The 14617-nt window shown below is 47.3% G+C and carries 22 protein-coding genes; 1 reads left to right on the top strand and 21 read right to left on the bottom strand.

Going from position 1 to position 14617, the window contains the following annotated elements:
* Positions 1-131: 131 nt before the first annotated feature.
* From PSI22_RS04350 to PSI22_RS04330, 5 genes are read right to left on the bottom strand one after another with little or no spacing between them, the layout of a single operon-like run.
* A complete protein-coding gene (locus PSI22_RS04350; protein ID WP_273578741.1) occupies positions 132-1400 on the bottom strand; it encodes a DUF2213 domain-containing protein in 1269 nt (422 codons plus the stop codon).
* The gene (locus PSI22_RS04345) at positions 1397-2110 is read right to left on the bottom strand and encodes a phage head morphogenesis protein (protein ID WP_306310508.1); all 714 of its coding nucleotides are present in this window, start codon (positions 2108-2110) and stop codon (positions 1397-1399) included. The genes PSI22_RS04350 and PSI22_RS04345 overlap by 4 nt, the downstream gene beginning before the upstream one ends.
* Before the next feature lie 22 nt (positions 2111-2132).
* Positions 2133-3635: a phage portal protein gene (locus PSI22_RS04340; RefSeq protein WP_273578739.1), complete on the bottom strand. Its 1503-nt coding sequence runs from the start codon at positions 3633-3635 to the stop codon at positions 2133-2135.
* A gap of 2 nt (positions 3636-3637) precedes the next feature.
* On the bottom strand, positions 3638-5062 hold the full coding sequence (gene terL / locus PSI22_RS04335) for a phage terminase large subunit (protein WP_273578738.1): 1425 nt from the start codon (positions 5060-5062) through the stop codon (positions 3638-3640).
* Entirely contained in the window at positions 5001-5657 is a 657-nt protein-coding gene (locus PSI22_RS04330; RefSeq protein ID WP_273578737.1) for a terminase small subunit, read from the bottom strand. The genes terL and PSI22_RS04330 overlap by 62 nt, the downstream gene beginning before the upstream one ends.
* Positions 5658-5749: 92 nt before the next feature.
* On the opposite strand from PSI22_RS04330, the gene PSI22_RS04325 reads away from it, so the two are divergent.
* Positions 5750-6265: a DUF2569 domain-containing protein gene (locus PSI22_RS04325; RefSeq protein ID WP_273578736.1), complete on the top strand. Its 516-nt coding sequence runs from the start codon at positions 5750-5752 to the stop codon at positions 6263-6265.
* A gap of 118 nt (positions 6266-6383) precedes the next feature.
* Here the strand turns inward: PSI22_RS04325 and PSI22_RS04320 are convergent, their stop codons facing one another.
* The 16 genes from PSI22_RS04320 to PSI22_RS04245 all read right to left on the bottom strand — a co-directional run bounded on the left by PSI22_RS04320 (position 6384) and on the right by PSI22_RS04245 (position 14571).
* Complete coding sequence (locus tag PSI22_RS04320) at positions 6384-6584, bottom strand: Lar family restriction alleviation protein (protein ID WP_273578735.1); 201 nt, start codon at positions 6582-6584, stop codon at positions 6384-6386.
* Positions 6577-7056, bottom strand: a complete 480-nt coding sequence (locus PSI22_RS04315) for a lysis protein (RefSeq protein ID WP_273578734.1) — start codon at positions 7054-7056, stop codon at positions 6577-6579. Before PSI22_RS04315 ends, PSI22_RS04320 begins: the two co-directional genes overlap by 8 nt.
* On the bottom strand, positions 7053-7589 hold the full coding sequence (locus tag PSI22_RS04310; RefSeq protein WP_273578733.1) for a lysozyme: 537 nt from the start codon (positions 7587-7589) through the stop codon (positions 7053-7055). The genes PSI22_RS04315 and PSI22_RS04310 overlap by 4 nt, the downstream gene beginning before the upstream one ends.
* Complete coding sequence (locus PSI22_RS04305; protein WP_038204387.1) at positions 7573-7758, bottom strand: phage holin family protein; 186 nt, start codon at positions 7756-7758, stop codon at positions 7573-7575. Before PSI22_RS04305 ends, PSI22_RS04310 begins: the two co-directional genes overlap by 17 nt.
* Before the next feature lie 240 nt (positions 7759-7998).
* Positions 7999-9048 carry a DNA-methyltransferase gene (locus tag PSI22_RS04300; RefSeq protein ID WP_273578743.1) on the bottom strand — a complete coding sequence of 350 codons (1050 nt, stop codon included), beginning with the start codon at positions 9046-9048 and terminating at the stop codon, positions 7999-8001.
* A gap of 107 nt (positions 9049-9155) precedes the next feature.
* Positions 9156-9356 (bottom strand): hypothetical protein, encoded by a 201-nt coding sequence (locus PSI22_RS04295; RefSeq protein ID WP_238099434.1) that lies wholly within the window; start codon positions 9354-9356, stop codon positions 9156-9158.
* A 165-nt stretch (positions 9357-9521) separates the two neighbouring features.
* Entirely contained in the window at positions 9522-10031 is a 510-nt protein-coding gene (locus PSI22_RS04290; protein WP_273578732.1) for an antiterminator Q family protein, read from the bottom strand.
* Entirely contained in the window at positions 10019-10318 is a 300-nt protein-coding gene (locus PSI22_RS04285; protein WP_273578731.1) for a Ref family recombination enhancement nuclease, read from the bottom strand. The genes PSI22_RS04290 and PSI22_RS04285 overlap by 13 nt, the downstream gene beginning before the upstream one ends.
* A gap of 15 nt (positions 10319-10333) precedes the next feature.
* On the bottom strand, positions 10334-10927 hold the full coding sequence (locus PSI22_RS04280) for a DUF1367 family protein (RefSeq protein ID WP_273578730.1): 594 nt from the start codon (positions 10925-10927) through the stop codon (positions 10334-10336).
* A gap of 99 nt (positions 10928-11026) precedes the next feature.
* Positions 11027-12226 carry a helix-turn-helix domain-containing protein gene (locus PSI22_RS04275; protein ID WP_038253796.1) on the bottom strand — a complete coding sequence of 400 codons (1200 nt, stop codon included), beginning with the start codon at positions 12224-12226 and terminating at the stop codon, positions 11027-11029.
* 10 nt (positions 12227-12236) lie between these two features.
* Positions 12237-12908, bottom strand: coding sequence for a hypothetical protein (locus PSI22_RS04270; RefSeq protein ID WP_273578729.1), 672 nt, complete (start codon positions 12906-12908; stop codon positions 12237-12239).
* A gap of 88 nt (positions 12909-12996) precedes the next feature.
* Positions 12997-13335 carry a hypothetical protein gene (locus PSI22_RS04265; RefSeq protein WP_273578728.1) on the bottom strand — a complete coding sequence of 113 codons (339 nt, stop codon included), beginning with the start codon at positions 13333-13335 and terminating at the stop codon, positions 12997-12999.
* Positions 13328-13705 carry a hypothetical protein gene (locus tag PSI22_RS04260; RefSeq protein ID WP_273578727.1) on the bottom strand — a complete coding sequence of 126 codons (378 nt, stop codon included), beginning with the start codon at positions 13703-13705 and terminating at the stop codon, positions 13328-13330. The genes PSI22_RS04265 and PSI22_RS04260 overlap by 8 nt, the downstream gene beginning before the upstream one ends.
* Positions 13706-13707: 2 nt before the next feature.
* Positions 13708-13887 (bottom strand): hypothetical protein, encoded by a 180-nt coding sequence (locus tag PSI22_RS04255; protein WP_273578726.1) that lies wholly within the window; start codon positions 13885-13887, stop codon positions 13708-13710.
* Between the two features lie 19 nt (positions 13888-13906).
* Positions 13907-14137, bottom strand: a complete 231-nt coding sequence (locus PSI22_RS04250) for a hypothetical protein (RefSeq protein ID WP_273578725.1) — start codon at positions 14135-14137, stop codon at positions 13907-13909.
* A 2-nt stretch (positions 14138-14139) separates the two neighbouring features.
* On the bottom strand, positions 14140-14571 hold the full coding sequence (locus PSI22_RS04245; RefSeq protein WP_273578724.1) for a hypothetical protein: 432 nt from the start codon (positions 14569-14571) through the stop codon (positions 14140-14142).
* Positions 14572-14617: the final 46 nt, after the last annotated feature.

The raw sequence follows: 14617 nt of genomic DNA, 5'->3' as shown, positions 1-14617 counted from the left end.
CAGCCCAAACAGGTTTTTCTTCTCATCCGCCGACGACAAGACGGCACTGATAGCGCGGATCGGGCCAGCGTGGGAAATTTCCCCGACAACGCCGCTGACCAGACCATTAAGCACACTCTTCGGTATTGCCATTATTTCTTACTCCACTTGTCTTTAATGGATTGCTGAGTAGACGCCGCGTCCATTGCCGTTGTTGATTTCTGTGAATCGGGGACACGCCCGTGCATCCACGCATCCAGCGCAACAGTTTCCTGCCCTTTCTGGCAGGGAATACCGAGCTGTTTCACGCCATATTCAGCCACGCCCTGCTTAGTCATGCTGCTGTGATCAAACACCCCGACAAACGGCGTCAGCGCCTGCGCCAGCGTGTCACGGCCTGCCAGTTGCTTAATCAGTGCGCCCGTGTCCAACGTCGGCTTGGCTTTCGCCAGTCGGTTCACCTTACGTTTCAGCATGGAAATGTCGTCCATCGCCTGAATGCCCCGACGAATACGCTTGATACGACGGTTAAGGCTATCGGTCGTCGCCTGGTCAAGGTGCTCTTTCGCGGCTTCTATCGCTTCTTCAGCCGCTTCAATGGCAATCTCGGCATTCTCCACCGCTTCGGGTTCGCCCGTTTCCGCGGCTTCAGCGGCGGTTTCCGCTTCTTCGACCGCATCTTCGGCTTTTTTCTCTTCTTCTGAATCCTGCTGCTTTTGCTCAGGATCTTCGTCGCTGGTGTCTTTCTTTTCCGGGTCTTCATCAGTCGCTGGCGGACTACCTGCAATAGCAGCGGCAATCATCGCCTGCAACTGTTCGACCTGCTCCGGTGTGAAGCCGTTGTCCGCTGTCGGCTTGTCTTTCTCTTCTGGATTCATTCTGACTAACTCCATCGTATCGATAGTAATAACACTGTGGTCTTGCACGGCGACGTCAATGCCGGTTCGCCCTTCTTCAACCAGTGCAAGGTGATTCCCCCTGATATCACGCTGAATGGCGTCGTAATGCTCGCCCTCAAAAGTGCCGGGGGTGAATTCATAGCGGCAGCGATAGCCCGGTGATAACTCAATCTTGCCGTTATCAATCTGGTTCAGTGCCGCATTGGATAAGATCTTGATGTTGCCCCTGAGATAGGGGTAATCGAAGTAGACGTTTTCGCCGATCACGCCTTCAATGCCTTTTTTCTCGGCAGGGGTGCCGTCTTTGCCGAGCATCTCGTGCTCATCAATAAAAGGTTTGAGCTTGAAGGATTCGATAGTGGCGACACTTTCCAATTCTTCAGCCGGCCGATACACCCGATAGAGCTGGTCGGGGTTCGGTGCGCCAATTTCAGACCCCAGATAATCAAAAACCCCAACTTTAGTGATGGGGTTATCTTTGACTTCCAGCCAGCCGTTGAGGTCATACTGTCGTTTGCTCATGACTCGTCACCAAAATCCACGACAGGCGTCCAGAAACATTTGCAGTTGGGCAATTCCCCCGGCAAACCGCGCTGCCCTGTCCGTTCATCAATAATCGGCGGGTTATCCAGGTCGAAAACCTCACCCTCCAGTTTTTGATGCCACTGACGGGGTTCGGCACTGCCACCGGAGTGATGCCAGACCGCCTTGCGGATACCTGCTGACTTCATGCGCTCGTAGTTCGCTGCCGTGGTGATCTTGCGGGTCTGGTCTACGGCAATGAACTGCGCCCGTTTTTCTGTCACGCCGCCAATGTGTTTAATTTCCGCCAGCAATGTTTTCGCCCCCTCGCCCGCCTGACTGATCGAACGCAGTGCCGCCCCTTCGATACGAAAGTGGAACTGTTCAGGAAGGGATTTAATCAAGCCGACATTTTCCGCCGTGGCTGCTGTGATACGGTCTTTCATGGCCTCCGGCATGTCGGGGGTTTTGATGGTCAGTCCGCCGGAGAGTTGTTTAAGGGAATCATCCAGATTGCGTTTGGCGGATACATCCACCTGACTGACAAACTTATCGGCCAGTATGCTGGCTTGCTTATTAAAGATGCCGTCCCAGCGACGTTTTAACTTGTTCAGCCAGATACGGGTCTGGCTGGCAAAGCTGGCATCCATTGCCACCGAATCAAACTCCTCATGCAAATTTGTTAACGCACGCTCATACTCTTTTATCATCCGTTTTATCAGGTGTGACAGGTCACGTTGATAACGGTCCGTTGTGGCCGCCGGGTAATGCAGCGGCTTGCCCTTCATGACCGCCTGCCGCTGCACCGCCCAGCGTTCCCGCTTCGCTTGCAAGCGGATCTTCTTCTCCATAGTCTTCCTCGTTGATGTCCAAACCGAAGTAACTGGATTCTTTGTCAGACGCCAGCTTTTTACGAATATCCAACCCATCCACCGCGCCCACGTTGGCGTAGTTGACGGCAGTCTGGGAGTCTTTCAGCTCAATGTCGGCGTATTCTGATGCCGTCGGGCTATCCAGTGGCTGCCATGAGATACTGATATCGACGTTGGGCAGTCCTTCACTGCGCAATAGGATTTCATAATGACGCTGGAGCAGGTCTTCCAAATCGTTGGCCTGGATGCTTTCCAGTTCTTCGCGGTAACTCGCCTCTTCATACTCACCGGTCGCATTGAAACCCTTAGGTGTCGTGCCCAATAGCTTGGTTGCAGGCACATTCGCCGCCGCTGCGACCAGTTGATACTGGGTCATGATGGTGGCATCTAAATCCGCCAGTGAGGTATCGAACTGCTGTACCGTGTCTCCATTGCTGATGACCTGCACACCGTAGTTATCGCGCATGGAGGTAAAGTAAGCGATGTTTTCCGCAATCACGTCCTTATCGGCGTTTTCAGCGTCTGCCATACCAATAGTTAACAAGCGTTTGGTCATGGCCAGTTGTGGCGCTTCATTGGCAGTACGCTCTGAGGCATAGACGCGCTCGTAAACACGCTCAGGGACAGACACGCCAAAGTAGTTGTACATCGGCTTCAGCACATTCGGCACGGGGAACGGCACGAACTTCACCAGATGCGATTTGTGATAACGCCGCCCGCCTATCCGGTAATAGGTCGGCTCGTAAAAATTGAGCGAGGCAGGATCTTGCACGTTATCAGCGGTCAGTTCCGGCGTGACCCACTGCGGATCAATCTGCTTGATGCCTTTGTACGCCCCTTTCTGGATGCCATCAGGGTTAAACGGGTTTTCATACCACTCTTTTGGGTTAGGTGTTTCCACCACAAACAGGGCAATCCGGCCACCGTACACCCGCCCGAAATGCACCAGCTCTTTCATGGCATTGTTGATACGGTATTTTTTATCCCGCGTCTTGAGGCGGTCGATAACATCACTATCTTCACAGTCGATTTCGTACCCCTGCCGGATAGCATCACGAGCCGGCATGTTACACGCCTTGTCCACCAGCCAGTGTTTGGCGATCACCGCACACAGATTGTTGCCGATAAACATCTGATTGGCATACCACGCCGCTTGTGCTTCCGGGACACCGTAGACACTGCCCGCTTTGAATTGCGGTATCGTGCCATCAATCGAATCCATCGCCACGCCTTGAATAGCCGGCTGCGGCAAATCCAGCCCCTGAAACCCGCTTTCTTTTGCCAGTGCCGGATAGAGGTCTGTCGAGAACGCCGACCTTTTAACCGGGGGCGCATTGATTTTTCGCCTTGAGAACGGCCACATAATTACCTCTTGGTTGTAAAGAAACTGCCTTTCTTCTGGTACAGGTCACGCAGTGCCTGTGTCATCGCATCCACCACGTCATCATGTGCGCCCACGGGGAACGTGGTGATTTCGTCCACGGTATCCACCACCCACGGGGCGGTGTCTTTATGGGGTAGCCAAATATTGCCTGCTTCCCACTCAGCCGTCACCGCGTGGGCGCGGGCAACCTTGCTTCCGTCCGGTTCGACGGGGATCAGGCCGGATACGGTGCTTTTGAGTGAATCAATCACCGCGGGGCCATTGGCTTTATCTTCCACCAGCTTACGGCGGCCATCAGGGAAGTCTTCCGCCATTTTCTTGACCGCTTTCAGGGTGGCCGTAAAACTCATACGTTCGCGCACTTGATGCAATAAATAGGCGTTAGCGCCTTTCTTGCCCCAGACCTGACCGACCACGTAATCCGTGCCCTCACTGTCCTTAAAGGTCATATCCCAGCTATGGATAACCCGATCGAACTTCTCAGGTAAGTCTTTCGGCAAATAGTAGTTGACCCAGTCTTCTTTGAAGATGGTGCCGCCCGATGGCTTCGGTGACTGTTGGTACATCGCCGACCAGAAGTAATCACCAAGGATAACTTTTGTCTCAAGCAGTTTATCTATTGGATGTAACTCCGGTACCAACGCTTCGCCTGCTTCATTGATAGCAGGGAATGCCAGCACCTTCGCTTTTGAACTGATTTCAATCACCTTGCCGGATAAGTCATCTGTCGCCCAACGAGTCGCCATGATGATCTCGCCGCTGTTTTTCGACAGGCGCGTCTTGAAGGTGGAAACATACCAGTTCCAGATGGCATTTTTGGTTGTTGGGCTTAATGCTTCCTGGGCATTTTTAATCGGGTCATCAATAATGCCTAAGTCAACCTTCTTACCCGTTAATGGCCCGCCAACACCCGCCGCGATATAAGATCCCTTATTACCCACAATCTCGAAGGCTTCACTGTTACGCTTTGCCATCGTTTCAACGGTAACAACCCGCTTGGGATTTAGTGACGATGTGGGAAAAAGGTTTTTATACTCGTCACTCATCATAATTCGCTGGACATCACGGTTCATGTCACTGGCAAGGTCTTTACCGTATGACAATCCAGCAACACGCTTATCGGGATACTTACCAAAGAAGTACGCGGGCAGATAGCGCGAGACAATATCTGACTTACCATGCTGAGGGGGTGCGCCCAATATCAGGATAGGTCGCTGACCTGCCATCATATCAATCAGAAACTCGTCCAGTGCCGCGCAGACCTGACGCGAGAAATCACTGGTGATATATTCAGGGTTTATATAGCGGATAAAAGCATGGAGATCGTTTCTGGCTTCCCGCCGTCTAAGCAGTTCCGCCGCTGCTGCCTCCCGACTGACCTGAAATGATTGCGGCAAGTTCATCATCAGTAAGTTCCGCTGCGGTTGTGTTATTGATATTAATCGGGCCACCGTTCTTGCCCGTTAGCTCCGTCTTCTTCGGTGCATCCCAGCCCATCAGTTCAGCCAGTTGCCGAATGGCGGCTTTCGGATCATGCAGTTTCAGTTTGATGCCATCTTTGCCTGTGGTCAGCTCTGAGATGGCGCTCAGTGCGGCAGGGTTCTGCAAGGCACTATCCTTGAATTGCCATGAGGCTTGGAAGACGGGCTGACCTTCGTCGTCTTCCCCTATCTGACTGTTACGGAATTCAGCAATGTCATAGAGAGAAACACGGCCCATCGTAGAAAGTCGCTCTAAGGCTTCCTGACGGGTCATAACCGCATCAGAAACCGCTTCTTGGTTCATGGCGTCGAGAAAAGTTTTAACCTTAGGATTTCTTAGGATTTCGCTTGCGCTGGAATGAGCTGTTTCTTCCGTTTTAGCCTTATACCCTGCCTGTTTGTAGGCATCTATCTGACTCAGTCCTTTCAGGATGCCTAACGCGAATTTCTGTTGAAGTTTCGTTAAGGCATCAAAGAGAACCTTTTGTTCATCAGTGAACTGGATTTTCTTTTGTGCCATGTTTGATTCCCTATAAGCCTAATTAGTTATTGCCATCATTTTAAATCGCATTAAAATTCGTCAACTTATGTAAACATAAAAGGTCGATTCATATGGATAAGTGGACATGCACTCAATGTGGTGAAAAAGAAATATCTCAAGACACAGAATATTGTGAAAAATGTGCAGATGAGTCTTTTAAAAAGATTGGAGGATGGCTGTATCTTCCTGCTATCAGTCTGATATTTATGCTCATTTCGAGTATATATGAAATTGTCACAGGTATTCAATTAACATATACAACGTATGTCAGTCTCGCTGAAGGTTGGCGACCCTTGTATACATTTGTATTTATAATCGCAATTATCTTAGATATATCATTATTTATATTAATTATTTTCACTACTACTTTCTTTTTAAAAAAATCAAAGAAAGCTCCGCGTTTCTATATCTCTGTATTTATATTCAACATTGTTATCCAAGGTGCAACGATACTATACTCGATTGGTCTCGATGTGAAACCTGACATGGAAGATATTGCATATCTTGTCCGTGCTATTTTTTACTCTGCTATATGGATACCTTATTTCTTAGTATCAGTGAGAGTTAAAAGAACCTTTGTGAACTAATCATTCCGGCTTCTTTCTCCTGCAATTCTCTGCAACCATCTAAAATGTATTAGTGGTTGCAACCCTGATTATTCAAGTCTCACCAATGCTGCCCTAACATACTCCTGCAACCCCAGTATCATTTGCTCTGAGGTGGCAATGTGTTTTCTGCTCTCCGGTTCCACGCAATTTCTGCGTTCGCTGCCGTAAATTCCTCTGGCCCATTCGCATTACAGTCGGTACATTGCACAAAAAACCACGTGTCATCTGAATACGAGTTCATTTCTGCGTGCTCACTGTTACAAAACGGACATGGCTTGAGTTTGTTTGTTTCAGTCACTATTTTTTCTCCCACATTCGATATTAACGTAACCCTGCAAGTATCTTAATTTTGCGAGGTCGTTGATGATGTCTTCTCGGATATCGAGAACAGTTGATCCAGTTTCTCCAGAGATTTCGACGGTGGTTGCATCGACCATGCCGCGGGAGGAAGTGGCTTCAGACACGGAGGGGCAGATGGCTTTGATCCGCAGCTTGCGACGGCCAGCGGCAACATCAGACCGAAGATTATCGATTTCAGATTTGGCATTGTCGAGTTCCTGCCTGTGTTTGGTGTCCAGTTCATGCAGCATATCAATGTGCGTGCTCTGGTAGTTGATGCGGTCAGTCAGTTGCTGGATTTCGGTTGACTGGTGTCCATTAGCTTCTTTCTGTTTCTCATACTCGGAGCTGTAATGGTAGCTTCCGAATGTGGCTATGCCTGCAACGCCAATCAGAACAATGATCGTGTAGTGGGTTAATGTGAGTTTCATTCATCCAGCCCCCAACACGTTAGCTCTGCCTCTTGAGCACGTCGCTCAACCTGACCGTAACAGCCGTCCGCTTGGCCTTTGGTCTGTCGGCAATCTCGGCCACCGTCAAATACCCAGCGCTTGATTTCGGCACAGGCTCCTTTCTTGTCTCCGGCATTCAACTTACGGTAGAACGTGGAAGAAAAACATTTCCCTGGGCCAATGTTGTACGGGCAGAAACTGGCAATACCTGCTATCTGGGGTTCAGTCAATGGCACTTTGACATTGCGCTTTACCCATGCGATGGCTTGCTCTGCTTCTTTGGTGTTGAGGTCTTGGCACTGATTTGTCGTTAACTTCATACCTTGCCGAACGGGAACGCCATCAATGCGCGTCACGCCACGGCAGATAGTCCAGACACCGCCTGCATCGCGATATGCTGATAGCCGGTTGCCCTCTTTCTCGTCCAGAAACTGAGACAGTATTGCCGTGGCACCCGCACCGGAAAGTACCAGACCGATAACAGCAGCCGTTAACTTACTCGTCTTTTTCACGTCTGTTGAACTCCCGGTGTTTGTAGTACCAGTTCACGGCAAATGTGCCTATCGTGGAGAGAATACCGATTACAATTGCCCAGTCATTCAATGACAGAGCGCCGAGCATTGCAGTAAATGCGCCCCAGCCGTATGCAGTGGGGCTTGTGTATTTGTCCATACGATTCATATTCCACCCCACTGACGGAGTGATCATTAGATGAGTTAATAGGATGCCGACCACAACAGGAGATACGGAGGTACTGAGGGTGATTGCGGCGGCAAATTTGGTTAATGATCTATAGCCACTTCTAGTTTTCACCCCTCAAATGAGGGAGAAAAAACGGAAGTTGGATACGAAAAAGACCACGCAAATAGCGCAGCCTTGAATTTGAACTAACTGGCATTTCCGGATGGTTGAGTTGTAAACTCAAAGTTGACAAATGGCGGAAGATATATCGTTTACCTCTTGTTCTGTCTGCATGAACCGTTCTTCTTCCAACTCAACACCCAAAACACGTCGATTTAACTTTAACGCGGCTTTTAGTGTCGCCCCAGAACCCATAAAGAAATCCGCCACCAAATCCCCTTCACGGCTGCTGGACTGGATAATATGCGCCATCAAATCAGCCGGCTTTTCGCAGGGATGTTTGCCTGGGTAATACTGAACAGGTGAGAAATGCCAGACATCGGTATAAGGCACCTCTACCGTGACCGAGAACGAGCGGCGCAACAAACCGTATTCTTGCCGCAATTCTTCATACTGACGTGACAAAGTCAGGTTCGATTCCACCAGCTCATCATAGGGCTTGTTCAGTTCTCCACGCTGGTGCTTTTCTTTAGCGACACAATCAAACAACACCTGCAGCTTTTTATAATCCCCTTCATTGGGTAATTGCCACTGGCTGTCGTTGAACCAATGACTGGCCATCTGCTTTCCTGTCGCTTCGTGAATGTCTTTTGCCGTGACACCTAACGCTTTCCGCGCATGACGAAAGTAATCTACCAGTGGCTTAAATACCGACTGTTTCAGTTCCCGGCATTGTTTGAAATAACCATCGCCTTTCGGGTGATATGGCCCTTGGTAATGTTCGGCAAAAATAATGCGTTCTGTTGCCGGAAAATACATTCGCAGGCTTTCTTTGTTTTGTCTGCGCCACGGACCGGACGGTTTCGCCCAGATAATATGGTTTAGCACATTGAACCGCTCACGAACGAGCAGTTCAGTATCTGAGGCCAGACGCGAACCACAGAACATGTACAAACTGCCATTGGGTTTCAGTACCCGCCAGAACTCGGCCAGTATTTCGTCCAGCCACGCAAGGTACGCCGTCACATCTTCCCACTGCCTGTCCCAACTGCAGTCTTTCACGCGAAAGTACGGCGGGTCAGTGGCAATCAGGTCTATGCAGTTGTCCGGTAACGTTTTGATAAATTGCAAAGAGTCGTCGTTAATTAATGTGATACCACTTAAATTCACAATATTTTCCCTAAATCGACGCTGGCTGGCTCTCTGGAAGCACAGGATGAACGGCGGATGTTGTTCAATCCACCCGACGTTCATTTCCCCCTTAAGACACTACCCCATCAAGGGCAACGCTTGAAAAAGGTGTCGTTGTCCCGGCTTTCCATCAGGCCAGCCAGACAAAATTGAGTTAAAAGTAATTGGCAACGCGGCGCTGATAGCCCCGTCAGGGTGGAAATATCCGAAACAGATACCCAATCATACAGGGGGGCAGTTTCTAAAACACAGGCAGCGGCTGTTGTCATATCTTCATGTTTTAGCATGATAATTTAAACCTTGGGTCAGTTATTGTGCATAGACACACATGTAACTCTGACCGATAACAACAGCAAGTCTTATCTGAATTTCAGGCATAAAAAAACCCCGCACTGGGCGAGGCCGTTGGTCACGAATGCAAATATCGCAACATATACTGAAATACTGGCTCATTAGTTCAAAGATGTCAACACGTTTGCTGCAATATTTTGCTCTTCAAAAGCATCTTTTAGCGGCTGATATAATAAATATTCTGCTGCTCTCAATATTTCTTCAACTTCACGCCGACAAGTGGACATTGATGGTTTACGTTTACGCAACATGCCATTTCTGCGGATCATAATTCTTGGCGGAACCGTAGCGTGATAATGTCTGGCGATAGCCCTATCGGAAATACCATAAACATATCGGCTCAATAACATCCCAAATGCCATCCTATCAATGTGGTATATGTGATCTACTACTCTTGCAATTAACATACCGTCATCATCATTGCATATCGGGCGCTCTGGATAGACCCGCAACTCAACGGTAGCCATAAACTCAGCTATCATACTGCTCTGGCGCTTGTCCAGCCTGCCAGAGTAAACCCATGCACCAAACTTAGATAACCAGTCCTGCAACCAGATTTCTTGTGATTGGGTTAATTGCAGCCCATCCGTTGAAAATATCACACCCGACATAACCGTACCTCTTCCACTTCCTTTTTAACCTGAGACAAGAGTTCTGTTTCCGTACCGTGGGTCACCTGCCATGTTTTCGGTGCGGCATGAAAGCCCGTGGAATAACATGCCCGGTGGTGACGGGGACACAGTGGCAGAACGGAGAAGTGATCCGCCCGTTGTGCCATGCCCTGTCCCGTTCTTACATGATGGATTTCCGCCGGCGATGCGCCCAATCCCCTATTCCGGCAACAAATACAGCCCAGTGAGGCCACATCCGAAAGCCACTGTTTTTCACTTTTGGTCATTGGTCTTGCCTCTCATTACAGAAAATCGAACAACTGAGAGGCGGCATTCTCCGCCGCCTCCCTGGTCGGAAAAGTACGGTAAAGAATAAAATTCCAAAGCACGTTTAATGTGGCTTTATAGAGTTCACTGAATTCAAGATCTTCCATCCTGGCAAAGGAAATAGAGCGGGGTTCACGGTAGAGGGTGCCGTTCGGCATTTCATAAGTATCGTAGTGACCCGCTTCCACGGTCGCCCAGCGTCGGAAAGCATCAAAGGATTTAGCGGCGGTAATGTTGTGGGTGCGTTTTTTTGATAGGCCGGCAAGGTATTCATCCGCCGCAGATTGTAAGGCATCTTCACTGCCGGCGAAGTGTGCAAGATATTGTACGTAGCCACGCACAAGTTCTTTTTCTTCGGGTGAAATGGTGCCGCCAGTGGGTTCCCAGTATTCATAGCCGAGATTCAGGAGGGCAAAGTATTTGCGGTGGAAACGCGGGTTACGGGCTTTCTTAAAATCAGCATAAAGCACATCGCCACACTTCACTTTGAAGTGCAGGTATTCCCTGGCGGCGGGTGTTGCCGGTCGCAGGGTGTCATTGGAAATTTTGATAAAACTATGCTGCGCCATTATTGATCCCTTAAGGTAATGGCACAGCAGCTTATGATTAGGTTCGGGTGTTCAGGCCGATAAGAATAGAATAACAGGTGTTAATGTTAATTCCCAATTTTACTTTCTATTGAATAAGTTAACGACATTTGCATCTTGCTGTGCAGGGGACACATTAACATTATTTTTCAATTGTATTCGAGACTGAAAATCAAGCACCTGTGACTCTGATAAGAATCCTTTAGGAACCGAACATAAATCCTCCAAATCACCTTTGGGGAAACTAAACTCTTCAAGAAGAGTTTTTTTATTAAACATTCCCGAATCCAGTAATAGATTCAGGCATCGAGGTAATAAGCGAACCAATTCTGGTTTTCTAAGATCATCAAGTGGCTCTCCTTTTCTCCAGCCTCTGGCAGAAATACTTTTATATAATCTCTGATATTCCAACAGCGATATTAATTCCAAATTTCGTGATCTCAATATCATAGCTTGTGCAGACATCCCCCAACGATTTTTTAGAGCAATAAAATTCTCTAATGTCGGATATGGAGGAAGTTCCACAGAAAATGATTCTTCCGGCAACATAAAACACGACGCAAACTTATGTGCTTGTTCTTCTATTGGGGTAAAATTAATATTATCAAATTTGTTTATATATCGATGTAAAACTATATGACCTAATTCATGAGCAGCATCAAAACGACTACGATAATAATTATCTTTGTCACTTGCTAAGATCACATATGGTCTATTTTCTAGGTTATTCCATTGAGAATAGCCATCCATGACAGAACTACCCTGTTCAAATCTGGAACAAACTACTCCCGCATTTTCCATTACAAGTAATAGATCATCTATCGGTGCAATACCTAATCCCCAAACTTTTCGACATTCAAAAGCCATTCTCTCAATCAACTGATCATCTATTGCTCTATAATCAGTTACATTCAGATGAGGAATATTAACTTCTGGGTAATCAAGGTATTCTTGCATCTTACATGATAATTCTTGAAACCATTCCATGTATCGCTCTGAGGCGATACATAAGTCTTTTGCCGTGCTTGAAAGTGTTCGGAAGAATACTGGTTTCTTTTCAAACTTAACAATAGACTTTGTAAACCAACTTACCGGGCAATTAAGAATTTGACTTAAGCTGTGCAATACTTCTGCATCAGGGGAATGATTACCATTTTCCCATTTGGTAATCGTTGATGGAGAGCGTTCCACTAATCTACCAAGGTTAATTTTCGATAATCCCCTAGCTTCTCTTATCTGTGTCAGCCTTTCGGGTTGGAAACCAGAAATTCCCACTCTCATAATGTCTCACCTATTTACTTTCCTGATCCTTCAGGCGCTGTTTAAGCTTAGGTACGACCATATCAGGAATAACTATCTTCTTCTCTCCAGTGTAGAGCATTAAAAGCTCCGTGATAGATTTATCGTAGTGATAACCTTTCATGTTAGTGAAAGGAACCACTATCCTCAAATCCATCATGCTAACCTGAGATTCATGATATGGAGGGTTAATATTTATTAACAACATACCTAACGTATTAATGTCATTATGCTTACTATCAGTTTCCTTGAAAAGATCCGGTGTATAGCCTTCAAGCTCTTCATTTAATTGAGCTATTAAAGAACGATGTTTAGCTTTTCTTACGCGGGGTTCATCATGATTGATCCCGATTCGGCTAATTTTAACACCTTCTGACTCAATAATAATGTAACTTTCCCCTTTGGGGTATGTATCAGTATCGTAACAAACATGACCTGAGTTAATTGCCGCCTTTCTTAGCGCAGAGTTGAGAGCATAATGCCTAACCTGAGGTCTGAGTCTGTACTGCTCCGGTTCACCCAGTTTCAGAACATCACCTACAATAACTTCCTGCGCTGCAGCATATGCAGCAGGTAACTCATCTTGGAGATTAAGCCAAAAATCGCGCCTGAAGGCATTCATAACTAAATTGTTAATATCGTCTTGTATATCGTTAATGCTCATTTAGATACCCTGATTTCGTTAAGCGGATTTCATGGTAGTTTTTTTTCGTTTTGAACGCAAGTAACAAGCTTAGTATATAAGCTGCATATTACACATTCAGTTTCAGCACATGCCAACCCAATGTATTCCAGCAGGCTGCTTCACCCGAAAAACAACATTCAGTTACCGGCAGTGATTCACCACACTTTTCACACTGTTGCTGCCGTAGCTGCTCTATCTGGGTTTTCAATGAACGGTCATCCATTCTAATTAACAGGGTGAGATATTCATTAACCTCGTAAGGTTCCCTGCCCGGTCTTCGGAGAGCACCGTTACGCTTCAACATCTCCAGCTCCTGGTTATCCATCCGCAATTCTATTTTGGTAAAGCCAGCTTCCTGCTGGCGTTTACGTTGGGCGGCTTTGCGTTCGGCGGGGGATTTAGCCATGAAAACCACCTTTAACATCATCCAAGCGATAAAGCTCTACGGTGTGGCTTGCTTCAAAAGGGATCGGATAGCCTTCCAAATGAGTCCCTGTTTCCCGCATTTTTATTATTTCTTCTTCACTCGTCCAGGCTATTGGACCGATGCTTTCATAGGCGGCCAGTTTTTCAATCGCTTCACATAATCGAATTATTTGGTAGTAGTTGCTTAATGCTGAGAGATATTTTGCTGGGGTGGTATCTTGCCCCCAATCATCCTTTATTTGAGTTTGTAACCAGACAAAATCATACCTATCAAATTTCACATCAATGGCTAATTTCTTAAGCTGTTTCGCCAATTCAATCACATCATTGGTGTTTAGATGCTTATTCATGCTTATTTCCCCACCCTGTCGTAAACAAATCTGATTAACGCCATCACAGGCAAGGAAACAGGAAACGTCAGGATAAGAAACAGCACGGTCATATAGAGCCAAAACTCCCCATCAGAGATAAGCTCCCGGTAGCCGATCACTTCGTCTTTCAGGTAATGCAGATAATTACTTGGATGTTTCATTGGTCTTGCCTCTTAGGGTTTATATGATTTCACGCCAGTAATTCAGGCGCGTTCTGAAGAATTCCCGCTGATCATCAGGGGCCTTCTCAATCTCAACTAAGACGGTTGTCCGGCTGATTTTCTCCTTCTTTAACTGTTTAATTAACCGACTGGCCTTTAAATCCCAGTTTTCCAGATCACGATATTCTTGTGGCCATAACCCACGGTTGTGTGGCAACCCCGCAGGTAAATAATCAGATTGTGTGCTCATGACTACGCCTTGGATTCTGCCGAAAGACGTCTGATGATTGCTTTTTCAGTCGGCTTCGGGGCATCCATTACCTGTTTGTAGATCCGCTTTTTCTTCGGCGTATCGCATACCAAAGCATACTGAACAGCGTCTAGGGGCATTTTGAGCAAAATAGCAATGCTTTCTGGCGTTTTGCCGAGTCGGGATAATTCATAAATTCCCCTGACAATAGCCTGCCCATAGTGGATACGCTGACCAATACTGATACTGGGTTCAGATACCGTTGCAGGCTGGGAAACCTGAGCTAACTCTGGTTTAGGTTGGAAGGGCTGGCGACTGCGAGCTCGCGCTGCCTGATTGAAACTGTCGATAATGCGGGCTGTGTGGTCGCATCCATCATCCACAATGCTGCGGCGGTCAATAATCAGTTTGTTTAAGCTGGTCTCGTTGGTCATGGGTCTTGCCTCTTTTGGGTCATTTTTGGTTGTTTATGGTCATGGG

Origin of the sequence: Xenorhabdus aichiensis (genome assembly GCF_028598775.1) — a bacterium.
In the GTDB taxonomy this organism is placed as follows: Bacteria; Pseudomonadota; Gammaproteobacteria; order Enterobacterales; family Enterobacteriaceae; genus Xenorhabdus; species Xenorhabdus bovienii.
The sequence above is the reverse complement of the archived record's forward strand: the minus strand, read 5'-3'. Positions and strand labels throughout refer to the sequence as shown.

What these genes read in the sequence shown, in the direction of transcription:
- PSI22_RS04340 (WP_273578739.1), bottom strand. Translation starts at nt 3,635, where the DNA reads ATGTGGCCGTTCTCAAGGCGAAAAATCAATGCGCCCCCGGTTAAAAGG.
- PSI22_RS04285 (WP_273578731.1), bottom strand. Translation starts at nt 10,318, where the DNA reads ATGACCAAAAGTGAAAAACAGTGGCTTTCGGATGTGGCCTCACTGGGC.
- PSI22_RS04295 (WP_238099434.1), bottom strand. Translation starts at nt 9,356, where the DNA reads ATGCTAAAACATGAAGATATGACAACAGCCGCTGCCTGTGTTTTAGAA.
- PSI22_RS04255 (WP_273578726.1), bottom strand. Translation starts at nt 13,887, where the DNA reads ATGAAACATCCAAGTAATTATCTGCATTACCTGAAAGACGAAGTGATC.
- PSI22_RS04325 (WP_273578736.1), top strand. Translation starts at nt 5,750, where the DNA reads ATGGATAAGTGGACATGCACTCAATGTGGTGAAAAAGAAATATCTCAA.
- PSI22_RS04270 (WP_273578729.1), bottom strand. Translation starts at nt 12,908, where the DNA reads ATGAGCATTAACGATATACAAGACGATATTAACAATTTAGTTATGAAT.
- PSI22_RS04290 (WP_273578732.1), bottom strand. Translation starts at nt 10,031, where the DNA reads ATGTCGGGTGTGATATTTTCAACGGATGGGCTGCAATTAACCCAATCA.
- PSI22_RS04250 (WP_273578725.1), bottom strand. Translation starts at nt 14,137, where the DNA reads ATGAGCACACAATCTGATTATTTACCTGCGGGGTTGCCACACAACCGT.
- PSI22_RS04315 (WP_273578734.1), bottom strand. Translation starts at nt 7,056, where the DNA reads ATGAAACTCACATTAACCCACTACACGATCATTGTTCTGATTGGCGTT.
- PSI22_RS04345 (WP_306310508.1), bottom strand. Translation starts at nt 2,110, where the DNA reads ATGATAAAAGAGTATGAGCGTGCGTTAACAAATTTGCATGAGGAGTTT.
- terL (WP_273578738.1), bottom strand. Translation starts at nt 5,062, where the DNA reads ATGATGAACTTGCCGCAATCATTTCAGGTCAGTCGGGAGGCAGCAGCG.
- PSI22_RS04350 (WP_273578741.1), bottom strand. Translation starts at nt 1,400, where the DNA reads ATGAGCAAACGACAGTATGACCTCAACGGCTGGCTGGAAGTCAAAGAT.
- PSI22_RS04305 (WP_038204387.1), bottom strand. Translation starts at nt 7,758, where the DNA reads ATGAATCGTATGGACAAATACACAAGCCCCACTGCATACGGCTGGGGC.
- PSI22_RS04330 (WP_273578737.1), bottom strand. Translation starts at nt 5,657, where the DNA reads ATGGCACAAAAGAAAATCCAGTTCACTGATGAACAAAAGGTTCTCTTT.
- PSI22_RS04265 (WP_273578728.1), bottom strand. Translation starts at nt 13,335, where the DNA reads ATGGCTAAATCCCCCGCCGAACGCAAAGCCGCCCAACGTAAACGCCAG.
- PSI22_RS04260 (WP_273578727.1), bottom strand. Translation starts at nt 13,705, where the DNA reads ATGAATAAGCATCTAAACACCAATGATGTGATTGAATTGGCGAAACAG.
- PSI22_RS04280 (WP_273578730.1), bottom strand. Translation starts at nt 10,927, where the DNA reads ATGGCGCAGCATAGTTTTATCAAAATTTCCAATGACACCCTGCGACCG.
- PSI22_RS04245 (WP_273578724.1), bottom strand. Translation starts at nt 14,571, where the DNA reads ATGACCAACGAGACCAGCTTAAACAAACTGATTATTGACCGCCGCAGC.
- PSI22_RS04275 (WP_038253796.1), bottom strand. Translation starts at nt 12,226, where the DNA reads ATGAGAGTGGGAATTTCTGGTTTCCAACCCGAAAGGCTGACACAGATA.